Annotated in this window: 15 protein-coding genes, 2 tRNA genes and 1 other RNA gene; 8 read left to right on the top strand and 10 right to left on the bottom strand. The window is 54.3% G+C overall.

What is annotated here, in order from left to right; genetic code table 11:
- Positions 1 to 14 precede the first annotated feature (14 nt).
- The 4 genes from oppB to ACJ8J1_RS06015 form a co-directional block, all read right to left on the bottom strand.
- On the bottom strand, positions 15 to 935 hold the full coding sequence (gene oppB, locus ACJ8J1_RS06030) for an oligopeptide ABC transporter permease OppB (RefSeq protein ID WP_004932150.1): 921 nt from the start codon (positions 933 to 935) through the stop codon (positions 15 to 17).
- Between the two features lie 83 nt (positions 936 to 1,018).
- Positions 1,019 to 2,656, bottom strand: coding sequence for an oligopeptide ABC transporter substrate-binding protein OppA (oppA, locus tag ACJ8J1_RS06025; RefSeq protein ID WP_033643298.1), 1,638 nt, complete (start codon positions 2,654 to 2,656; stop codon positions 1,019 to 1,021).
- A gap of 149 nt (positions 2,657 to 2,805) precedes the next feature.
- Positions 2,806 to 4,443, bottom strand: a complete 1,638-nt coding sequence (locus ACJ8J1_RS06020) for an ABC transporter substrate-binding protein (protein WP_033643299.1) — start codon at positions 4,441 to 4,443, stop codon at positions 2,806 to 2,808.
- 695 nt (positions 4,444 to 5,138) lie between these two features.
- Positions 5,139 to 5,783 carry a YchE family NAAT transporter gene (locus tag ACJ8J1_RS06015; RefSeq protein ID WP_015378089.1) on the bottom strand — a complete coding sequence of 215 codons (645 nt, stop codon included), beginning with the start codon at positions 5,781 to 5,783 and terminating at the stop codon, positions 5,139 to 5,141.
- Positions 5,784 to 6,300: 517 nt separating this feature from the next.
- Between ACJ8J1_RS06015 and adhE the strand changes: the two genes are divergently transcribed.
- Positions 6,301 to 8,973 carry a bifunctional acetaldehyde-CoA/alcohol dehydrogenase gene (gene adhE / locus ACJ8J1_RS06010; RefSeq protein WP_033643300.1) on the top strand — a complete coding sequence of 891 codons (2,673 nt, stop codon included), beginning with the start codon at positions 6,301 to 6,303 and terminating at the stop codon, positions 8,971 to 8,973.
- A 119-nt stretch (positions 8,974 to 9,092) separates the two neighbouring features.
- On the opposite strand, the gene ACJ8J1_RS06005 is transcribed toward adhE, so the two are convergent.
- Positions 9,093 to 9,677, bottom strand: coding sequence for a thymidine kinase (locus ACJ8J1_RS06005; RefSeq protein ID WP_033643301.1), 585 nt, complete (start codon positions 9,675 to 9,677; stop codon positions 9,093 to 9,095).
- 704 nt (positions 9,678 to 10,381) lie between these two features.
- Here ACJ8J1_RS06005 and hns point away from each other — a divergent pair.
- Positions 10,382 to 10,789: a histone-like nucleoid-structuring protein H-NS gene (hns, locus tag ACJ8J1_RS06000; protein WP_004932170.1), complete on the top strand. Its 408-nt coding sequence runs from the start codon at positions 10,382 to 10,384 to the stop codon at positions 10,787 to 10,789.
- A 188-nt stretch (positions 10,790 to 10,977) separates the two neighbouring features.
- Here hns and ACJ8J1_RS05995 read toward each other — a convergent pair whose 3' ends face one another.
- The 5 genes from ACJ8J1_RS05995 to rssA all read right to left on the bottom strand — a co-directional run bounded on the left by ACJ8J1_RS05995 (position 10,978) and on the right by rssA (position 16,535).
- Positions 10,978 to 11,988 (bottom strand): NAD-dependent epimerase, encoded by a 1,011-nt coding sequence (locus tag ACJ8J1_RS05995; RefSeq protein ID WP_033643302.1) that lies wholly within the window; start codon positions 11,986 to 11,988, stop codon positions 10,978 to 10,980.
- A 9-nt stretch (positions 11,989 to 11,997) separates the two neighbouring features.
- Positions 11,998 to 13,341 carry a UDP-glucose dehydrogenase family protein gene (locus ACJ8J1_RS05990; protein ID WP_033643303.1) on the bottom strand — a complete coding sequence of 448 codons (1,344 nt, stop codon included), beginning with the start codon at positions 13,339 to 13,341 and terminating at the stop codon, positions 11,998 to 12,000.
- 43 nt (positions 13,342 to 13,384) lie between these two features.
- Complete coding sequence (gene galU, locus ACJ8J1_RS05985; protein ID WP_033650221.1) at positions 13,385 to 14,302, bottom strand: UTP--glucose-1-phosphate uridylyltransferase GalU; 918 nt, start codon at positions 14,300 to 14,302, stop codon at positions 13,385 to 13,387.
- A gap of 213 nt (positions 14,303 to 14,515) precedes the next feature.
- Complete coding sequence (gene rssB, locus ACJ8J1_RS05980) at positions 14,516 to 15,529, bottom strand: two-component system response regulator RssB (protein WP_004932178.1); 1,014 nt, start codon at positions 15,527 to 15,529, stop codon at positions 14,516 to 14,518.
- Between the two features lie 103 nt (positions 15,530 to 15,632).
- Complete coding sequence (gene rssA, locus ACJ8J1_RS05975; RefSeq protein ID WP_033643305.1) at positions 15,633 to 16,535, bottom strand: patatin-like phospholipase RssA; 903 nt, start codon at positions 16,533 to 16,535, stop codon at positions 15,633 to 15,635.
- Positions 16,536 to 16,653: 118 nt separating this feature from the next.
- Between rssA and ACJ8J1_RS05970 the strand changes: the two genes are divergently transcribed.
- From ACJ8J1_RS05970 to ACJ8J1_RS05945, 6 genes are all read left to right on the top strand, one after another.
- Positions 16,654 to 17,118, top strand: a complete 465-nt coding sequence (locus tag ACJ8J1_RS05970; RefSeq protein WP_033643306.1) for a YchJ family protein — start codon at positions 16,654 to 16,656, stop codon at positions 17,116 to 17,118.
- 68 nt (positions 17,119 to 17,186) lie between these two features.
- Positions 17,187 to 18,035: a formyltetrahydrofolate deformylase gene (purU, locus tag ACJ8J1_RS05965; protein WP_004932187.1), complete on the top strand. Its 849-nt coding sequence runs from the start codon at positions 17,187 to 17,189 to the stop codon at positions 18,033 to 18,035.
- Positions 18,036 to 18,210: 175 nt separating this feature from the next.
- A tRNA-Tyr gene (locus ACJ8J1_RS05960) sits at positions 18,211 to 18,295 on the top strand.
- A 189-nt stretch (positions 18,296 to 18,484) separates the two neighbouring features.
- Positions 18,485 to 18,569: transfer RNA gene (locus tag ACJ8J1_RS05955), tRNA-Tyr, on the top strand.
- A gap of 48 nt (positions 18,570 to 18,617) precedes the next feature.
- A non-coding RNA gene (locus ACJ8J1_RS05950) (RtT sRNA) lies at positions 18,618 to 18,745 on the top strand.
- 206 nt (positions 18,746 to 18,951) lie between these two features.
- Positions 18,952 to 19,524: a TIGR00730 family Rossman fold protein gene (locus ACJ8J1_RS05945; protein WP_004932190.1), complete on the top strand. Its 573-nt coding sequence runs from the start codon at positions 18,952 to 18,954 to the stop codon at positions 19,522 to 19,524.
- Positions 19,525 to 19,611: the final 87 nt, after the last annotated feature.

Here is a 19,611-nt window from a genome sequence, read left to right as displayed (position 1 = left end):
TCGCGTGCTCCAGATTAATAACGGATTTTCGGATCGATGACCGCATACAGCACATCGACGATCGCGTTGAACAGAATGGTCAGAGCGCCCACCAGAATGGTCAGGCTCAACACCAGGGAGTAGTCGCGGTTCAGCGCGCCGTTAACGAACAGCTGGCCGATCCCCGGCAGACCGTAGATGGTTTCGATCACCATCGAGCCGGTGATGATCCCAACGAACGCCGGGCCCATGTAGGACAGTACCGGCAGCAGCGCCGGCTTCAGCGCGTGGCGGAAAATGATCCGACGCATCGGCAAACCTTTGGCGCGCGCGGTGCGAATGAAGTTGGAGTGCAGCACTTCAATCATCGAGCCGCGCGTGATACGGGCGATGCTGGCGATATAGGCCAGCGACAGCGCCACCATCGGCAAGATGATGAACTTAGGCGCGCCGCCGTTCCAGCCGCCGCCCGGCAGCCATTTCAACGTAATCGCGAAGATCAGCACCAAGAGCGGCGCCACCACGAAACTGGGTATCACCACCCCGGTCATGGCGAACCCCATCACCGTATAGTCCCATTTGGTGTTTTGATTCAACGCCGCGATCACGCCGGCGCTAACGCCCAGCACCACCGCCAACAGAAACGCGGCCAGGCCGAGCTTGGCGGACACCGGGAAAGAACTGGCCACCAAATCGTTGACCGAATAGTCCTTGTATTTAAAGGACGGGCCGAAGTCTCCCTGCGCAAGCTGCGCCAGATAATGACCGTACTGTTTCCAGATCGGGTCGTTCAAATGGTATTTGGCTTCGATATTCGCCATGACTTCCGGCGGTAATGCGCGTTCCCCGGTAAATGGACTGCCGGGCGCGAGGCGCATCATGAAGAATGAGATGGTAATAAGGATAAATAGTGTCGGGATCGCTTCCAACAAGCGACGAAGTATAAATTTCAGCATTGCCCTAACCCTGTGCGACAGCCTGATGACGGCTTATTATTCTCAACATGGGCCGGCGGCCTGCGCCGCCGGCTCTTACCGTATCAATGCTTGATGATGTACAGGTTTTTGTCGTACACGTTATCAAGCGGGTCTTTGCCGGTGTAGCCACCGACGTAAGGTTTCACCAAACGGGCGTTCACATAGTAATACAGCGGAACGATGGCGGAATCTTTATCCAGCTGCACTTCCGCTTTCTGATACAGGTCGGCGCGTTCGTCTTTGGTCTTCGCGGTCAACACGTTGGCCATCAGCTTGTCGAACTCGGCGCTCTTGTAGTGCGGGGTGTTACTGCTGCTGTCGGACAGCATCATGTTCAGGAACGAACTCGGTTCGTTGTAGTCGGCGCACCAGCCGGCGCGCGATACGTCATAGGTGCCCTGATGGCGGGTATCCAGGAAGGTTTTCCACTCCTGGTTCACCAGCTTCACGTCCACGCCCAGGTTTTTCTTCCAGATGGAGGCGGCGGCGATCGCCAGCTTCTTGTGCAAGTCGGAGGTGTTGTACAGCAGGGAGAAGGTCAGCGGTTTACCCGGGCCGTAGCCGGCGTCCGCCAGCAGTTTCTTCGCCACTTCGTTGCGTTTTTCCTGCGTCCAGCCGAACCACTCCGGCGGGGTCAGCTTGGCGCCGTCGGTGTATGGCGGCGTAAAGCTGTAGGCCGGCAGATCGCCCTGGTTTTTCACCTTGTTGACGATGATGTCGCGGTCCATGCCCAGCTTCAGCGCTTCACGCACGCGCGCATCGGTGAACGGCGCCTTCTGGTTGTTGATTTCGTAATAGTAGGTGCACAGATAAGGATCGACGTGCACCTCTTTCGGGATCTCTTTCTTCAACTTCTGGAACAGTTCGATCGGCATGTTGTTGTAGGTCATGTCGATTTCACCGGTGCGGTAGCGGTTAACGTCGGTCACTTCCGACGAAATAGGCAGGAACGTCACTTTATTGATGATGGTTTTGGCGTTATCCCAGTATTCCGGGTTACGTTCCAGTACGATGCGTTCGTTGACAACCCAGTCTTTCAGTTTGTAGGCGCCATTGCTGACGTAGTTGGCCGGCAGCGTCCACTTCTCGCCAAACTTCTCTACCGCGTCCTTATAGACCGGTTTCATGGCGTAGTGTGGGGTCATTTCAACCAGATAAGGCACCGGCTCGCTCAGGGTCACCTGGAAGGTGTGGTCGTCGATGGCCTTCACGCCCAGCGTCGACTTGTCTTTTTTACCGGCGATGATGTCATCGACATTTTCTACGTGGGCGTACTGCAGGTAGCTGGCGTAAGGCGACGCGGTTTTCGGATCCACCACGCGCTGCCAGCTGTAAACGAAATCTTGCGCCGTCACCGGCTTGCCGTTGGACCATTTGGCGTCTTTACGCAGGTGGAAGGTCCAGACTTTGAAATCCTTGTTATCCCAGCTTTCCGCGACGCCCGGCACGATGGAACCGTCCGGGCTGTTGTTCGCCAGGCCTTCCATCAGATCGCGGGTCACGTTGTTTTCCGGCACGCCCTCGATTTTATGCGGGTCAAGCGACTGCACTTCGGAACCGTTGTTTTTGACGATTTCTTGCTTGTCGGCCAGTTGCACGCCTGCAGGAACGTCGGCCGCGAAGGCGGAGGTGGTTGCTGTGATGCCGAGCGCGGCGATGACGCCGGCGGCAATGAGGGTTTTCTTCGTGATGTTGGTCATACTTATCGACTCCAGTTTTTTATTATCACAGGCTCTTCGTGGAACCTGCGTTGCCCGTAAGCGGACTCTGTTTTCCCGCCGCTGCGGAACGAATGCGGCGGCGGGCCTTCCCCATATTCCCCTGCGGTTCAGCGTGAGGAATACCCCTTTTACTGCTTGATGATGTACAGATTTTTAACGTCGGTATAGTCCAGCGGATCTTTGCCGGTGAACCCGCCTACCGTCGGTTTGATCAAACGCGCACTGACGCGGTAATACACCGGAATCAATGCGGAGTCTTTGTCCAACTGCGTTTCCGCCTGTTGGTAGAGCGCGGCGCGCGCGGCTTCATCCGGCGCCTTCAGCGTGGCGGCCATGATGGCGTCGAACGCCGGGCTCTTGTAAAACACGGTGTTGATGCTGCTGTTGGACAGCACCAGGTTCAGGAAGGCGCTCGGCTCGTTGTAATCCCCGCACCAGGTGGCGCGCGCCACGTCGTACTGCCCCTGATGGCGGCTTTCCAGCGAGGTCTTCCACTCCTGGTTGCGCAGCGTGACGTCGGCGCCGAGGTTCTTCTTCCACATCGATGCGGCGGCGATCGCCTGCTGTTTGTTTTGATCGGAGGTGTTGTACAGCAGCGAGAACTTCAGCGGCTTGGCGGCGCTGTAACCCGCTTCCGCCAGCAGTTTTTTGGCTTCGGCGTTGCGCTGTTCCTGGCTCCAGCCGGCCCACGCGGGCTGCGTGAAGTTGGCGCCTTCGGTGAAGGTCGGCGTGAGGCTGTAGGCCGGGATCTGCCCCTGGCCCATGATTTTGTTGGCGATAATGTCGCGATCCAGCGTCATCTTCACCGCCGCACGCACCCGCGGATCGGTGAACGGCGCCCGCTGGTTATTGAGTTCGTAATAGAAAGTGCACAGATAAGGGTTAACGTGCAGTTGCTCGGGCACCTCGCGCTTCATTTTGACGTACAGGTACGGCGGAATGGCGCTGTTGGTGATATCGATTTCGCCGCTGCGGAAGCGATTGACGTCGCTGACTTCAGAAGCGATCGGCAGGAAGGTCGCCTGGTTGATCACCGTCTGCTTGTTATTCCAGTAGCTCGGGCTGCGCTCCAGCACAATGCGCTCGTTCACCACCCACTCTTTCAGGCGGTAAGCGCCGTTGCCGACATAGTTGGCGGGCAGCGTCCATTTATCGCCGAATTTCTCCACCACCGCGCGTTTGACCGGTTTGAGCGACGTGTGGCTCAGCATGCTGATGAAATACGGCACCGGTTCGCTCAGGGTCACCTGCAGCGTTTGATCGTCCAGCGCCTTGACGCCGAGAGTCTGCGGGCTCTTTTTGCCGGTCAGGATGTCGTCGATATTCTCGACTTTGGTGTACTGCAGGTAACTGGCGTAGGGAGAAGCGATCTTCGGATCGGCCAGGCGCTGCCAACTGTAGACGAAGTCTTGCGCGGTGACCGGGCTGCCGTCGCTCCATACCGCGCCGGGGCGCAGGTGGAAGGTCCATTGCCGATAATCCTGGTTTTCCCAGCTCGCCGCCGCCGCCGGTACCACATGCCCGTTGGCGTCGGTACTCACCAGCCCTTCCAGCAGGTTAAGAATGATATTGCTTTCGGGTACGCCCTCGACCTTATGCGGATCCAATGAAGCCACTTCGCTGCCGTTGTTGATGACAATATTCTGCTGCTGCGCCAATTGGACGCCGGCCGGAACCTCCGCCGCCAAACTGCTATTTACGGCAATGACGCTCAACGCGCCGCTAATCAACAAGGTCAAAGAAGTGCGCTTCAGGGTTTGCTGCATAATCGAGGCTCCTTTTCACCGACAAGCATCGCTTATCGAAGTTTGTGAAGTGTTTATAAGAATTCTAAATAAACGGATACCAGCAAAAATCATTCCCGTTTTTATGGCGCATTTCAGTTAATTGACCACGGGAAAGTTGCTCGGAAATTAGCAGAAGCCAAATTCCATAGCCAATAAATTTTACAAAAATGTTAAGCAATTCTCTTTTATCGCACCAAGCCCGATCCAGCCCTTGTGATGAAGGGCAAAGGAAAACATGAAAACAACTTTGATTTTAAAGGAGAAAACTCAAAATTAGTTTCATTTGAAACTGTCGGCGCAATACCATTGCCGCACAAAGAAACATTCAGTTAACAAACCAGCCATTCAAAGAACAAACACCTGCCTACAGGCGGTTAATCACTAATAACACCTGGATGAAAGTGAGACAAGCCCCACAGAATGATGTGATTAATTTAACAACAGCTTTACCGTTTAACGAGGAGAAAACGCGCGGAAATGGGGAAAGAAAAGTGTCTTAAATAACGCTTAGCGTTTTTTTTAAGCAGCAACATGAGATTTATGCAACATAAGAGTGCAATGGCATAAATTTTATTCATCTTGTGCACTATAATAATGCGAACCAATAAATAATTTAACTTTTAAAATTAATTTTAGCCGCGCTCAAGGACAGAGGCGCGGCCAAACGAGAGCGATTACAACAGGCCGGGGAATATCGCCTTAATGCCGGTAACGATAAATTCGATCCCGAGCGCCATCAGCAACAGGCCCATGATACGGGTGATCACGTTGATGCCGGTCTGCCCAAGCAAACGCACCAACAGCGGCGCGGCGCGGAACAATAACCAGCAGCAAAAAGCGAATAAGGCGATCGCCACCGTAAAGCCGAGCAGACTTTGCCAATTGTGATAACGGGAACTCCACACGATGGTGGAACTGATCGCCCCCGGCCCCGCCATCAACGGCAGCGCTAACGGCACCACGCCGATGCTTTCGCGGATCGCGCTCTCCGATTTCTCCTGTTTGTTCTGCTTATCTTCACCCAGCTTGCCGCTGATCATCGACATGGCGATGGTCACCACCAAAATACCGCCGGCGATGCGGAACGAATCGATGGAGATGCCGAACATCCGCAATATCCCTTCCCCCAGGAACAGAGATGTCCATAGAATGATGGCAACCGACAGGTTGGCGGTCAGGTTGGTTTTATTGCGCCCCGCTTCCGCCTGGTAACTGGTCATGCTGATAAACACCGGCAAGATGCCCACCGGGTTGACCAGCGCAAACAGACCGACAAAGAACTTGATAAAGCCGGAAAGATCCAACAGAGATTGGCCCACAGATGGCTCCGCGTTAATTGCTGTAAAGGTGTGCTGACTATGCGCGCTAATGTAATGGAATTGCCGCGGGTAATCCATCCGGCCAGAGCAGCATTTTTGACTACCAGCAAGTTAGGCAACAAAACAAATGCCCTTTGTTAAAGTGATGTATGGCCTTTTGATTTTTTATGTTGAAAAAAGAGTCACCGATCACAGTTATTGAGAATCACTCTCAAAAACACCAAGCTGAAAGGTGTCAGCTTGCACTTTTCATGATTTAGATCACAAATCAACTACCCAACAGTGGGTAAGCTCTTAGTCGTAGTCAGGGAGTAGAACAAAGTAGGCCGTTCCGTTCTCCTCACTGCCTGCCCCTCCGGTTGGCGTAGGGTGAAGCTCTTTAAGCAAATCAGCAGCATGCGAAGAAATAACGCGGGAAGACCCCGGTATTCTCATCACCGCTTATCCCCGTTACGACTATACTAGTGGCTCGCACGGCTTATTTACTGAAAGAGTTTAACATTATCAGGAGAGCATTATGGCTGTAACGAATGTCGCTGAACTGAACGAGCTTGTCGCACGTGTCAAAAAAGCCCAGCGCGAATATGCCAACTTCACTCAAGAGCAAGTGGATAAAATCTTCCGCGCTGCCGCCCTCGCCGCTGCTGATGCCCGTATCCCGTTGGCCAAAATGGCCGTGGAAGAATCCGGAATGGGTATCGTCGAAGACAAAGTGATCAAAAACCACTTCGCTTCCGAGTATATCTACAACGCCTATAAAGATGAAAAAACCTGTGGCATCCTGTCTGAAGATGACACTTTCGGTACCATCACCATCGCCGAACCTATCGGCCTGATTTGCGGTATCGTTCCTACCACCAACCCAACTTCTACCGCGATCTTCAAAGCGCTGATCAGCCTGAAAACCCGCAACGGCATCATCTTCTCGCCGCACCCGCGTGCGAAAAATGCCACCAACAAAGCCGCCGACATCGTGCTACAAGCCGCTATCGCCGCCGGCGCGCCGAAAGACATCATCGGTTGGATCGACCAACCTACCGTCGAGCTGTCCAACCAGCTGATGCACCACCCTGACATCAACCTGATCCTGGCCACCGGTGGCCCGGGCATGGTGAAAGCCGCTTACAGCTCCGGCAAACCGGCAATCGGCGTAGGCGCCGGTAACACGCCGGTCGTGGTGGACGAGACCGCAGACATCAAACGCGTGGTCGCCTCTATCCTGATGTCCAAAACCTTCGACAGCGGCGTTATCTGCGCTTCCGAACAGTCGGTCATCGTCGTTGACGCTATCTATGATGCGGTACGCGAGCGCTTCGCTTCCCACGGCGGCTATCTGCTGCAGGGCAAAGAACTGAAGGCGGTGCAGGACATCATCCTGAAAAACGGCGGCCTGAACGCGGCCATCGTCGGGCAATCCGCGCCGAAAATCGCCGAGATGGCGGGCATTAAAGTGCCGGCCAACACCAAAGTGCTGATTGGCGAAGTGAAGCTGGTCGACGAGTCCGAACCTTTCGCCCATGAAAAACTGTCGCCGACGCTGGCAATGTACCGCGCCAAAGACTTCGAAGACGCCGTCGCCAAAGCCGAAAAATTGGTCGCCATGGGCGGTATCGGGCACACCTCTTGCCTGTATACCGACCAGGATAACCAAACGGCTCGCATCGCCTACTTCGGCGATAAAATGAAAACGGCTCGCATCCTGATCAACACCCCGGCTTCTCAGGGCGGTATCGGCGACCTGTATAACTTCAAACTCGCGCCTTCGCTGACGCTGGGTTGCGGTTCCTGGGGTGGTAACTCCATCTCTGAAAACGTCGGACCTAAGCACCTGATCAACAAGAAAACTGTAGCGAAGCGAGCAGAAAACATGTTGTGGCATAAACTTCCGAAATCGATCTACTTCCGCCGTGGCTCGCTGCCAATCGCGCTGGAAGAAGTGGCGACCGACGGGGCGAAACGCGCCTTCATCGTGACCGACCGTTTCCTGTTCAACAACGGCTATGCTGACCAGATCACCAAGGTTCTCAAGTCACACGGCATCGAAACCGAAGTGTTCTTCGAAGTGGAAGCCGATCCGACGCTGAGCATCGTGCGTAAAGGCGCCGAGCAGATGAACTCCTTCAAACCGGACGTCATCATCGCGCTGGGCGGCGGTTCGCCGATGGACGCCGCGAAAATCATGTGGGTGCTGTACGAACATCCTGAAACCCACTTCGAGGATCTGGCGCTGCGCTTCATGGACATCCGCAAGCGTATCTACAAGTTCCCGAAAATGGGCGTGAAAGCGAAGATGATCGCCATCACCACGACGTCAGGCACCGGTTCGGAAGTCACGCCATTCGCCGTCGTGACCGACGACGCCACCGGGCAGAAATACCCGCTGGCCGACTATGCGCTGACCCCAGACATGGCGATTGTCGACGCCAACCTGGTGATGAACATGCCGAAATCCCTGTGCGCCTTCGGCGGCCTGGATGCGGTGACCCACGCGCTGGAAGCCTACGTGTCGGTGCTGGCGAACGAATACTCTGACGGCCAGGCGCTGCAAGCGTTGAAACTGTTGAAAGAGTATCTGCCGGCCAGCTATAAAGAAGGCGCGAAGAACCCGGTTGCCCGTGAACGCGTGCACAACGCCGCCACCATCGCCGGTATCGCTTTCGCCAACGCCTTCCTCGGGGTTTGTCACTCCATGGCGCACAAACTGGGTTCGGAGTTCCACATTCCGCACGGCCTGGCTAACGCGATGCTGATTTCCAACGTCATTCGTTACAACGCGAACGACAACCCGACCAAGCAGACGGCCTTCAGCCAGTACGACCGCCCTCAGGCGCGCCGCCGCTACGCTGAAATCGCCGACCACCTCGGCCTGAGCGCACCGGGCGACCGCACCGCGCAGAAGATTGAGAAGTTGCTGGCCTGGCTGGACGAGCTGAAAACCGAGTTGGGCATCCCAGCTTCCATCCGTGAGGCGGGTGTGCAAGAAGCCGACTTCCTGGCGAAAGTCGACAAGCTGTCGGAAGACGCTTTCGACGACCAATGCACCGGCGCCAACCCACGCTATCCGCTGATTGCCGAACTCAAGCAAATCATGCTGGATACCTTCTATGGCCGCGAGTTCAGCGAAACGGTGGAAGAGGAAGCGGCTGCACCGGTCGCAGCCAAAACCGCAGTAAAGAAGCCCAAGAAATAACGGTTCCGTGAACCGATGAAAAAACCCGCCGAATGGCGGGTTTTTTATTGCGTCTGGCGCGCGGTTTTTCTTATCCCGCCGCCAAAACGCCTCAGCGGGCGCTGGCGGCATTTTCGCCCCTACTCCAGGGAGTGGATCGCCTCTTTATAATGCTTGCGACAGACGGAGACATAGCTCTCGTTACCGCCAATCACCACCTGCTCGCCGGCGTGCATCGCCTTGCCATGCTCATCCAACCGCAACACCATGTTGGCTTTACGCCCGCAGTGACAGATGGTTTTCAATTCCACCAGCTTATCGGCCCAGGCCAGCAAATATTGGCTGCCGGTAAACAACTCGCCGAGAAAATCGGTACGCAAGCCGTAACACAATACGGGAATGTCCAGTTGGTCCACCACATCGCATAATTGCTCAACCTGCGCTTTGGTCAGGAATTGGCTTTCATCCAGCAGCACACAATGCACCGGCTGCTGTTGATGCTCTTGCTGGATCATGGCGTACAGCATCGAGTCGTTGTTATAGAGCTGCGCCTGCGAGGATAAACCAATGCGCGAACTGACTTTGCCTACGCCAAAGCGGTGATCGATCTCCGCAGTGAACACCAGCGTGCGCATACCGCGCTCTTGATAGTTATATGAAGACTGTAGCAGCGCGGTGGACTTGCCGGCATTCATCGCAGAGTAATAAAAATAAAGTTGAGCCATGGCCCCGCAACTCCGATGGTATAAGAAATATTCAAAATGTTGATTAGGACGGTAAGTGTACCATAACCTGCCCTCCGCCTCAGCCCAAAGCGAACGAATATTGCGTTCGCCGTAATAATGCGCTTTCAAGCGAAACATATCGTTCTGTCGGCCTGTTCTTTTTACAGCTATTTACAGGATAATGTATGCCTGTCATCACTATTAATTCTTGCTAATGGTTAAGCCCGGTGATTTGCCCATTAATGCCGACTTGCCCATTCCCTCTCGCTGGCGCTGCAGCCGCGGCGGAGCCCCCCGTCTATTATACGCGAGCCCAATACCGGGCATTTAATCACCTGCGCCGACGCGCCAAGGTTTACTGACGCAATCTTTACCTATATACCCCTATTGTTTACAATGTCTGGCCTGCCGTGGCGTGATTAAGCCCACAGAACTCATTGTAATATTGATATAAATTACTACGATAACTTATCGATGAAAGCCTTGTGATACGCGCCTTTTAAAGCCTGTCTGCTGAAATTTTGACTTAAGCGTGCCAAGGGTAATAGTTAACAGCCCTTCCTATTATTAGTCGGACTGATCCGATTAACGGTTTTTTTAAAGGTAAATTTGAGTATTCAAGCCAATTTGGCTATTGCAGAAAAGAAAAGAGCACTCTATTATTATCGAGACGCCCCCCACCAATATAATTTGAGACTAGGACAATGAGCGAAGCATTAAAGATTTTGAACAACATCCGCACTCTGCGCGCCCAGGCAAGAGAATGCACACTGGAAACGCTGGAAGAAATGCTCGAGAAACTGGAAGTTGTTGTGAACGAACGTCGCGAAGAAGACAGCCAGGCTCAAGCAGAAATCGAAGAACGCACTCGTAAACTGCAGCAATACCGCGAAATGCTGATTGCTGACGGTATCGATCCAAATGAACTGCTGCAAACCATGGCTGCCAACAAGGCTGCCGGCAAAGCAAAACGTGCAGCACGTCCAGCTAAATACCAATATAAAGACGAAAACGGCGAACTGAAAACCTGGACCGGCCAAGGCCGTACTCCTGCGGTGATTAAGAAAGCAATCGAAGAGCAAGGTAAATCTCTGGATGATTTCCTGCTGTAATAGCGATTCAGTCCGTATCTGAAAGGCTCCCTGCGGGGGGCCTTTTCATTTTTAGAGCGTATAACCCTGATCCCGTCATTCCTCTCTCCTTTTAGTAAATATCCTAATTCGCTTTTGCGCCGTACATGAGAGCGCAGCGAAAAAAAAGGGACCTAAAGGCCCCTTCTATCGCATTTATCCTCGTTCAATTATTGAACCTGATAGAATGCCTTATACCAGTCAACAAAGCGCTTCACGCCCTCTTCAACGCTGGTTTCCGGTTTAAAACCAATGTCACGATAAAGCTCTTCCGTATCCGCGCTGGTATCCATCACATCGCCCGGTTGCATCGGCAGCATATTCTTACGGGCCGTTACCCCCAATGCCTGCTCCAGAGCGCTGATATATTCCATCAGTTTAACAGGAGCACTATTGCCGATATTATAAACATGGTACGGCGCGGAACTGGTTGCCGGCGAGCCCTGCTCAACGGTCCATGACGGATCCGCCTGCGGAATAACCGCCTGCAACCGCACTATCGCCTCGGCGATATCATCGATGTAAGTAAAATCGCGGTGCATTTCACCGTGGTTATATACGTCGATGCTCTCCCCGGCCAATATGGCTTTGGTAAATTTGAACAGCGCCATATCCGGACGCCCCCAGGGACCATATACGGTAAAGAACCGCAGCCCGGTCGTCGGGAGACCGTATAAATGGGAATAGCTGTGGGACATCAGCTCATTGGCTTTTTTAGTCGCCGCATACAGTGACACCGGATGATCGACAGAATCTTCGGTGGCGAATGGAAGCTTGCGATTCAGGCCATATACCGAGCTGGAAGAGGCGTAAAGTAAATGCTCAACCTTATTATGACGGCAGCCTTCCAAAACGTTTAAATGACCGATCAGGTTGGCATCGGCATAAGCCAACGGATTGACCAGCGAATAACGTACGCCGGCTTGAGCCCCCAAATGAATGACTCGCTGGAACTGATGCTCGGCAAACAATGCCGCCATGCCTTCACGATCGGCCAAATCCAGCTTGATAAAGCGGAATCCCGGCTTATCCGCCAGCCTGTCCAGACGGGCCATTTTCAGGCCCACGTCATAATAATCATTCAGGTTATCAATGCCGACAACCTGATGACCGGCGGTCAATAAACGCTCTGCAACGTGATAACCGATAAACCCTGCGGCGCCTGTAACCAGGAATTTCATGCTCACTCCTTAAATAACCGGTTTAATCGAGGCGCCACGGCCAATTGCGTAATAGGTGAAACCGCGGCTCTCTAAACGCTCCGGATCGTACAGGTTACGGCCATCGAAGATCACCGGCTGCTTCAACGCGCCCTTGATCACATCAAAGTCCGGCGCGCGGAAGTTCTGCCATTCGGTGCAGATAACCAGCGCATCGGCGCCGTGCAATGCAGCCTCTTTGGTGCCCACCAGCTTCAAATCGTCACGCTGGCCATAGATGCGCTGAACTTCGTTCATCGCCTCAGGATCGTAGGCTTGAACGGTGGCGCCTGCGGCCCACAGCTGTTCCATCAGCACGCGGCTGGAAGCTTCACGCATGTCATCGGTATTCGGCTTGAACGCCAGCCCCCACAGCGCGAAGGTTTTGCCCTTCAGATCGCCGCCGAAGTAGTCGTTGATAAAACTGTTCAGCTTGTCTTTCTGCTGATAGTTGACCTGCTCTACCGCCTGCAGCAGCTTCGGTTGGTAACCGATCTGCTCCGCCGTGCGGATCAGCGCTTGGACATCTTTCGGGAAACAAGAGCCGCCGTAGCCGCAACCCGGGTAGATGAAGTGATAGCCGATGCGTGAGTCAGAACCGATGCCCTGACGCACTTTCTCAATGTCCGCGCCCAGCATTTCCGCCAGGTTGGACATTTCGTTCATAAAACTGATCTTGGTCGCCAGCATGCAGTTAGCGGCATATTTGGTCAGCTCCGCACTGCGGATATCCATCATGATCATACGATCGTGATTGCGGTTAAACGGTTCGTACAGCTCGCGAATAGGCTCGATCACATCTTTATTGTCGGTACCGATCACGATGCGCTCAGGACGCATGCAGTCTGCCACCGCCGCGCCTTCCTTCAGGAATTCCGGGTTGGATACCACGTCAAACGGCACGTTGCTGCCGCGTTTCGCCAGCGTTTCAGCCATCACCTGACGCACCTTGTCCGCCGTACCGACCGGCACGGTGGATTTGTCGATCACCACTTTGCGATCGGTCATGTGCTCGGCGATAGTGCGCGCCACCGCGGTGACGTACTTCAGATCGGCGGAACCGTCTTCATCCGGCGGCGTGCCGACGGCGATGAACTGGATAGTCCCGTGCGCCACGCCCGCTTTGGCATCGGTGGTGAAATGCAGACGGCCGGCCTCATAGTTTTGCTGCACCAGCGGCGTCAGACCCGGTTCGAAAATCGGGATATTCCCTTTTTTCAGGTTTTCGACTTTTCGCTCATCGACGTCAATACACATAACGTCATGGCCTACTTCAGCCAGTACGGCGGCCTGCACCAGACCCACATAACCAATACCAAAAACTGTTACTTTCATGTGAAAATCCTAGTTTTTCAAATTAAGACGAAAGATCACTCAATTACTTCTTGTCAGCGGCAACAACCTGTTGCAGCCACTGAGAAAATTCTTTGCCCAGGCTGGCATGGCGCATGCCGTATTCCACGAAGGCCTGCATGTAACCGAGTTTGTTACCGCAGTCATGGCTCACGCCTTTCAGGTGATACGCTTCCACCGTTTCCTGCTGCATCAGCATTTCGATACTGTCAGTCAGCTGAATTTCGTCGCCGGCGCCCGGAGGCGTTTTCGCCAACAGCGGCCAGATATCGGCGGAGAGGACATAACGACCGACAATCGCCAGGTTGGAAGGCGCTTTCTCCGGCGACGGCTTCTCGACCACGCTGACCATCGGCGCGCTTTCGCCCGGATGCAATTCGACGCCCTTACAGTCGGCTACGCCGTAGTTGCCAACATCTTTATGCGGCACAGGTTCAACCATGATCTGGCTGATGCCGGTGGTTTCGAAGCGCTGCAGCATGTCGTGCAAGTTGTCTTTTTTCGGATCGGCACTGTATTCATCAAGGATCACGTCCGGCAACACCACCGCGACCGGTTCATCGCCCACCATCGGGTAGGCACACATAATCGCGTGCCCCAAGCCTTTGGCATTCCCCTGGCGGACTTGCATCACGGTAACGCCCTTCGGGCAGATTGACTGCACTTCATCGAGCAGTTGACGCTTGACGCGTTTTTCCAGCATCGCTTCCAGTTCGAAACTGGTATCAAAATGGTTTTCGATCGAGTTCTTGGAGGAGTGGGTGACCAGCACAATCTCGTTAATCCCTGCCGCAATGCACTCATTGACGACGTATTGGATCAGCGGTTTATCAACCAGCGGCAACATTTCTTTCGGAATGGCTTTGGTGGCCGGCAACATCCGCGTACCCAAGCCTGCAACCGGGATCACGGCTTTTCTGACTTTGCGATTTACAGCAGGCATTATTTCCTCTCTTAAAGCTGAAGCGCTCATTTTATGAGCTTGGGCTCGATATAAAAAAACCTTCGGAGTATACCAGCTTATGCGCGCCTGGCATTAACCAGAACACAAATAGAAAACATTTAGGACTATTACCCGTTCTGATAATCGGGAGAAGAAATAGACGGTTTAATTACCGATAAGTGAATAGCTTAAGATATCGCCGATCAACGTCCATTATTCAGCGCTGAGCATCAGCCGCAATCGGCCGCCGCTGCCCCATACCTGACATTGCCAGGCCGTACAGCGTTGACTGATCTGGTTCATGTAGGTGGCGCCCAGCGTGCCCAGCGGCACGCCGTTGCTCAGCTGAATTTGATTGTCGCCGGTATTGACGTTGGCATGCAGCCCGGCGGAAACCAGAATCAGGTTTTTATTTTCGGCGTGATAATATCCCAGCAACAGCGGGAATTGGCCGTCTAATTTCCCCTGCCGCAATAATTGATTAACCTGCTTTAACAATGCCGACATTTGCGGTAGGCGATGTTGTTGATTAGCCAGATGGTCTTGCAGCAACCCATTAAATAATGCGCGTAACAGCAGCGCCGCCAATACGCCATTATCACCGGCGCGCGTGACGTCCAGGCAATAGAACGCCAGGTCTTTTTCTGACAATGCCGCGATATCCAGCACCAGCCCGGGATTTTCGCCCGTGGTTAACTGGCGATAGTTGATCCGGCAATGCGCAATGGTTTGCTGTACCGGCGGCTGCAATTGCTTAAGCAGTTTGACGGCTTCGGAAGGATTCTTGCTCAGCGCGTCCCAATCCTGAAACAGCTCAACCTCTTCAATCGCCTGGGAGGTAAACATATTGGGGTATAAACACGCCAGCACCGCCTCACGCAGGCGATTGAGATCGGTCAGCGGCTTCAGCAGCACATCTTGTACGCCCAAACGCAGCACCTTGGCGATGTCCGCCATCTTGTCGGTAGCGGAGATCACCAGCACCGGGATCTGCAGCCCCTGCAGACGCAGGTGTTCAACGAATTCGATGCCGCCCATTTCCGGCATCGCGAGATCGCACAGAATCAGATCCGGCTTGAAGTCATCGACGGCACTCAGCGCCTGTAAACCGTTGGTCGCCTCGCCGGTTTCAGCGCCCAGCGAGGTCAGATAACCGACCAGCACGGAACGAAAAACCTGTTCGTCCTCAACGATCAAGATACGCTTGTGAGTGAGTGGTAATGCCATCAGCCGAGCCTCGTCCCTTTCCATAGTGTAATAGTGGCTCAAAAAGGTCACTTATGCTCGTCTGAAACAGACCAACCGCGCATTGCCAACCAAGAACCGAGAATTATCTATTTTTTATCAACGGCAACAACCGATCCAGTTGTTTTTCAACCGCCAGCAACCCCGCCTCGATCGCTTCATCGGCGCGGTGGAAATCCAGCGTTGAGATCTGCGGGCAAAAAGGCTGGATCAAAACGTCCGGCGGATCGCTCGCCATCCGGTTGCGCTTCAGGCGATTTTCCAGCATTTGAATCGATGTGCTCATAATCTCCATCGCCGTCGGCGCCGTCGTCGGTTTGCGCTTGCGCATTCTGCCGACGCGCTCCCGCAGGCGCCCGCGCCAGGTCTCCGCAGGCGTATCGTCCGGGCTTTCGTCCTCGCCGCGTATCGAGAACAGATCCTGCTGCATCAAATGCGCGTCATGCTGCAGATCGACCGCAATGACAATATCGGCGCCCAGCGCCCGGCAGAGCGACACCGGTACCGGATTGACCACTGCGCCGTCCACCAGCCAATAGCCGTCGGCCCACACTGGCGCCAATAGGCCTGGCATGCTGCAAGAAGCGCGCACCGCCTGATGAATATCGCCTTCGGTCAGCCACAGTTCGCGGCCGGTGCTGAGATTGGTCGTCACGGCGCCGAACTTCAGCGCACATTCGGCAATATCATTGACCTTCAACAGTTGCCCGACGGCAGTGAACACCCGATCGCCGCGCAACAAACCGCCGCGCTGCCAGGAAAAATCCATCAGACGAATGACGTCCCAATAGCTGAACGACCGCACCCACTGCTCCATCACCGGCAAACGGTGACTGGCGAATGCCGCCCCCACCAACGCACCGACAGAGCAGCCGGCAACGATATCGACCTCAATCCCCAGTTTCTTTAACGCATTGATCACGCCGATGTGCGCCCAGCCTTTAGCCGAGCCCGCCCCCAGCGCCAGTCCGATCTTGATTTGCCGCATAGCGCCATCCTCTCGGTAAAAGGTGTTCTCTGCTTTCAGGGTAGATTGTCACTGACGAATATTGTTAGGTAACATATGCGCTAAATTCATTTTCAGCCTCGTTTTCTCAGGAGTTATTTTGCCCGAATCATGCCCATGCGGCAGCGGACTGGCGTATAACGCGTGCTGCGCCCCTTTTATCAGCGGCAGTCAGCCGGCGCCGACGCCCGGCCAACTGATGCGTTCACGCTTCACCGCCTACGTGAATCATAACGTCGACTATCTGATCGCCACCTGGCACCCCGACTGCGGCGCCGAAGCATGGCGCAATGCGATCGTCGACAGTTTCAAAAACACCGAATGGCTGGGCTTGACGATCGTCGAGGAGCAAACCGGCCATGAGCCGGACGAAGGCTTCGTCGAATTCATCGCCCGCTTCACCGATGGCGAAAGCGGCGAGCCCCAGGCGATGCATGAGCGCTCACGCTTCCTTCGTCGCGATCAACGTTGGTATTATATCGACGGCAGCAAACCCCAGCCCGGCCGAAATGCGATATGTCCCTGCGGCTCAGGGAAAAAATATAAGAAGTGCTGCGGGCGCTAGCCGGCCGGCGCTTCACGTTAACGCCTGCGCAGACAGGCCGTTCAGTATCAGACAGGATCCTCAAACCCATGCCACACCAAAATGTACAACGAAAAGTGTTACGCACCATCTGCCCGGACGCCAAAGGGCTGATCGCCAAGATCACCAACATCTGTTACAAACACGAGCTCAATATCGTCCAGAATAATGAGTTCGTCGATCACCGCACCGGGCGTTTCTTCATGCGCACCGAGCTGGAAGGCATTTTCAACGACAACACGCTGCTGGCCGATCTGGACAGCGCCCTGCCGGAAGGTTCGCTGCGTGAGTTGCACAGCACCGGACGTCGGCGCATCGTGGTGCTGGTCACCAAAGAGGCACACTGCCTGGGCGATCTGTTGATGAAAAGCGCCTATGGCGGCCTCGACGTTGAGATCGCCGCCGTAATCGGCAACCACGACACGCTGCAAACGCTGGTGGAGCGTTTCGATATTCCTTTCCATCTGGTGAGCCACGAAGGATTGACGCGCGAACAGCACGACCGCGAAATGACGGCCAAGATCGATCAATATCAGCCGGATTACGTGGTGTTGGCCAAATATATGCGCGTGCTGACGCCGGCCTTTGTGCAACATTATCCGAATCAGGTGATCAACATTCACCATTCGTTCCTGCCGGCGTTTATCGGCGCGCGGCCTTATCACCAGGCCTACGAACGCGGCGTGAAAATCATCGGCGCCACGGCTCACTACGTTAACGACAATCTCGACGAAGGCCCGATCATCATGCAGGACGTGATCCACGTCGATCACACCTATTCCGCCGAGGATATGATGCGCGCCGGCCGCGACGTAGAGAAAAACGTGCTCAGCCGAGCACTGTATCAGGTGTTGGCGCAGCGCGTCTTCGTCTACGGCAATCGCACCGTTATTCTGTAATCGCTCAATAAATCGGTGCATTTCGTTCAGGGATGCACCGCCAAGAATAAAAAAACGGCAAACGATTCATTTTCTGCATTTCAATGCTTTACACATCCGCTTCATTTGATATGATGCGCCCCGCTTACCGAGACAGCGCTCTCGCAAGCAAGGCCAGTTAAATAGCCATGTATATGGTGGGGTTCCCGAGCGGCCAAAGGGAGCAGACTGTAAATCTGCCGTCACTGACTTCGAAGGTTCGAATCCTTCCCCCACCACCATCTTCTCTCTGTTGATGAACTTGAAGCGAAAGCTGAAATATCATTAAACGCCGAGGGGGAGGATGAGAAGCTTCGACAAGGTTCGAGCCGAGCGCAGCGAGACAACGCGCTTTAGCGCGGTCATCCTTAGAAGCACACAATAGGAATTTAGCCCATTCCTTAAAAAATCAGCAAATCCATGAATACCATGGTGGGGTTCCCGAGCGGCCAAAGGGAGCAGACTGTAAATCTGCCGTCACTGACTTCGAAGGTTCGAATCCTTCCCCCACCACCATTTCTTACAGAAAATCCCAAAACCGAATTAAAAGCACATCGCATTCATAATGCTCCGTATTGGGGAAGGATAAGAAGCTTCGACCAAGGTTCGAGTCTCACGCAGTGAGACAACGCGCTTCAGCGCGGCCCGCAGGGTGAGTCGCGCAGCGACGAATCATCCTTCCCCCACCACCATCTCTTACAGAAAATCCCAAAACCCACTTAAAGCACATCGCATCCAACACGTTGCATCCAATGTTCTCGTATCAATATATCAAGTTATCTCCCCTTATTAACCGCTTTCATCCAGACGTTTTATTACGCTCCTTCGCCCGTAACTTGAACTCCGGCCGACAATTCGCTATACCACTGGCTTCTTTAGTGCAGTAAGGAACAGGTGGATGCGAAACAATATTTGCGTTTTTTGTGGCGCCAGCGAAGGTGTCAATCCCGCTTATGCCGAGCAGGCTCGCCAACTGGGGCAATTGCTGGCCGCACAGGGACGCCGTTTAATCTACGGCGGCGGCAAAAAAGGACTGATGGGGATTGTGGCGGACGCGGTGTTGGCGGCGGGCGGTGAAGCTGTCGGCATTATCCCCGAGCGCCTGGTTGAAGCGGAAACGGCGCATCGCGGCCTGACTGAATTGGAAGTGGTGCCAGACATGCATACGCGCAAAGCCCGTATGGCGGCGCTGGCGGACAGTTTTATCGCCCTGCCCGGCGGCATCGGCACGCTGGAAGAGCTGTTTGAAATCTGGACCTGGGGGCAAATCGGGTATCACAACAAACCGGTCGGCCTGCTGAACGTCAACGGTTTCTACCGCCCACTGAGCCAGTTCCTCGAACACGTCGCCGATCAGGGCTTCATGCGCCACGACTATCTCGGTACGCTGCACATCAGCGAATCGGCGCAAACGCTGCTGCAACAGTTTGACGACTATCAACCCAAAAATTACGACCGCTGGGCGAAATAATGCCGGCTGCGCAGTCAGCGGGCTCGCCGCTGTCTGCGTTACATTTCCCGCCAAACTCTGCTACTATCACAGCACATTTTTCTCGTG

Source organism: Serratia sp. CY37869 (assembly GCF_052168895.1).
Taxonomy (GTDB): domain Bacteria; phylum Pseudomonadota; class Gammaproteobacteria; order Enterobacterales; family Enterobacteriaceae; genus Serratia; species Serratia ureilytica.
The sequence above is the reverse complement of the archived record's forward strand: the minus strand, read 5'-3'. Positions and strand labels throughout refer to the sequence as shown.

Excerpts from the sequence above, each read along its gene's own strand:
- oppA (WP_033643298.1), bottom strand. The coding sequence starts at position 2,656 with ATGACCAACATCACGAAGAAAACCCTCATTGCCGCCGGCGTCATCGCC.
- oppB (WP_004932150.1), bottom strand. The coding sequence starts at position 935 with ATGCTGAAATTTATACTTCGTCGCTTGTTGGAAGCGATCCCGACACTA.
- ACJ8J1_RS05990 (WP_033643303.1), bottom strand. The coding sequence starts at position 13,341 with ATGAAAGTAACAGTTTTTGGTATTGGTTATGTGGGTCTGGTGCAGGCC.
- ACJ8J1_RS06020 (WP_033643299.1), bottom strand. The coding sequence starts at position 4,443 with ATGCAGCAAACCCTGAAGCGCACTTCTTTGACCTTGTTGATTAGCGGC.
- adhE (WP_033643300.1), top strand. The coding sequence starts at position 6,301 with ATGGCTGTAACGAATGTCGCTGAACTGAACGAGCTTGTCGCACGTGTC.
- galU (WP_033650221.1), bottom strand. The coding sequence starts at position 14,302 with ATGCCTGCTGTAAATCGCAAAGTCAGAAAAGCCGTGATCCCGGTTGCA.
- hns (WP_004932170.1), top strand. The coding sequence starts at position 10,382 with ATGAGCGAAGCATTAAAGATTTTGAACAACATCCGCACTCTGCGCGCC.
- ACJ8J1_RS05995 (WP_033643302.1), bottom strand. The coding sequence starts at position 11,988 with ATGAAATTCCTGGTTACAGGCGCCGCAGGGTTTATCGGTTATCACGTT.
- ACJ8J1_RS06005 (WP_033643301.1), bottom strand. The coding sequence starts at position 9,677 with ATGGCTCAACTTTATTTTTATTACTCTGCGATGAATGCCGGCAAGTCC.
- purU (WP_004932187.1), top strand. The coding sequence starts at position 17,187 with ATGCCACACCAAAATGTACAACGAAAAGTGTTACGCACCATCTGCCCG.
- rssA (WP_033643305.1), bottom strand. The coding sequence starts at position 16,535 with ATGCGGCAAATCAAGATCGGACTGGCGCTGGGGGCGGGCTCGGCTAAA.
- rssB (WP_004932178.1), bottom strand. The coding sequence starts at position 15,529 with ATGGCATTACCACTCACTCACAAGCGTATCTTGATCGTTGAGGACGAA.
- ACJ8J1_RS05945 (WP_004932190.1), top strand. The coding sequence starts at position 18,952 with ATGCGAAACAATATTTGCGTTTTTTGTGGCGCCAGCGAAGGTGTCAAT.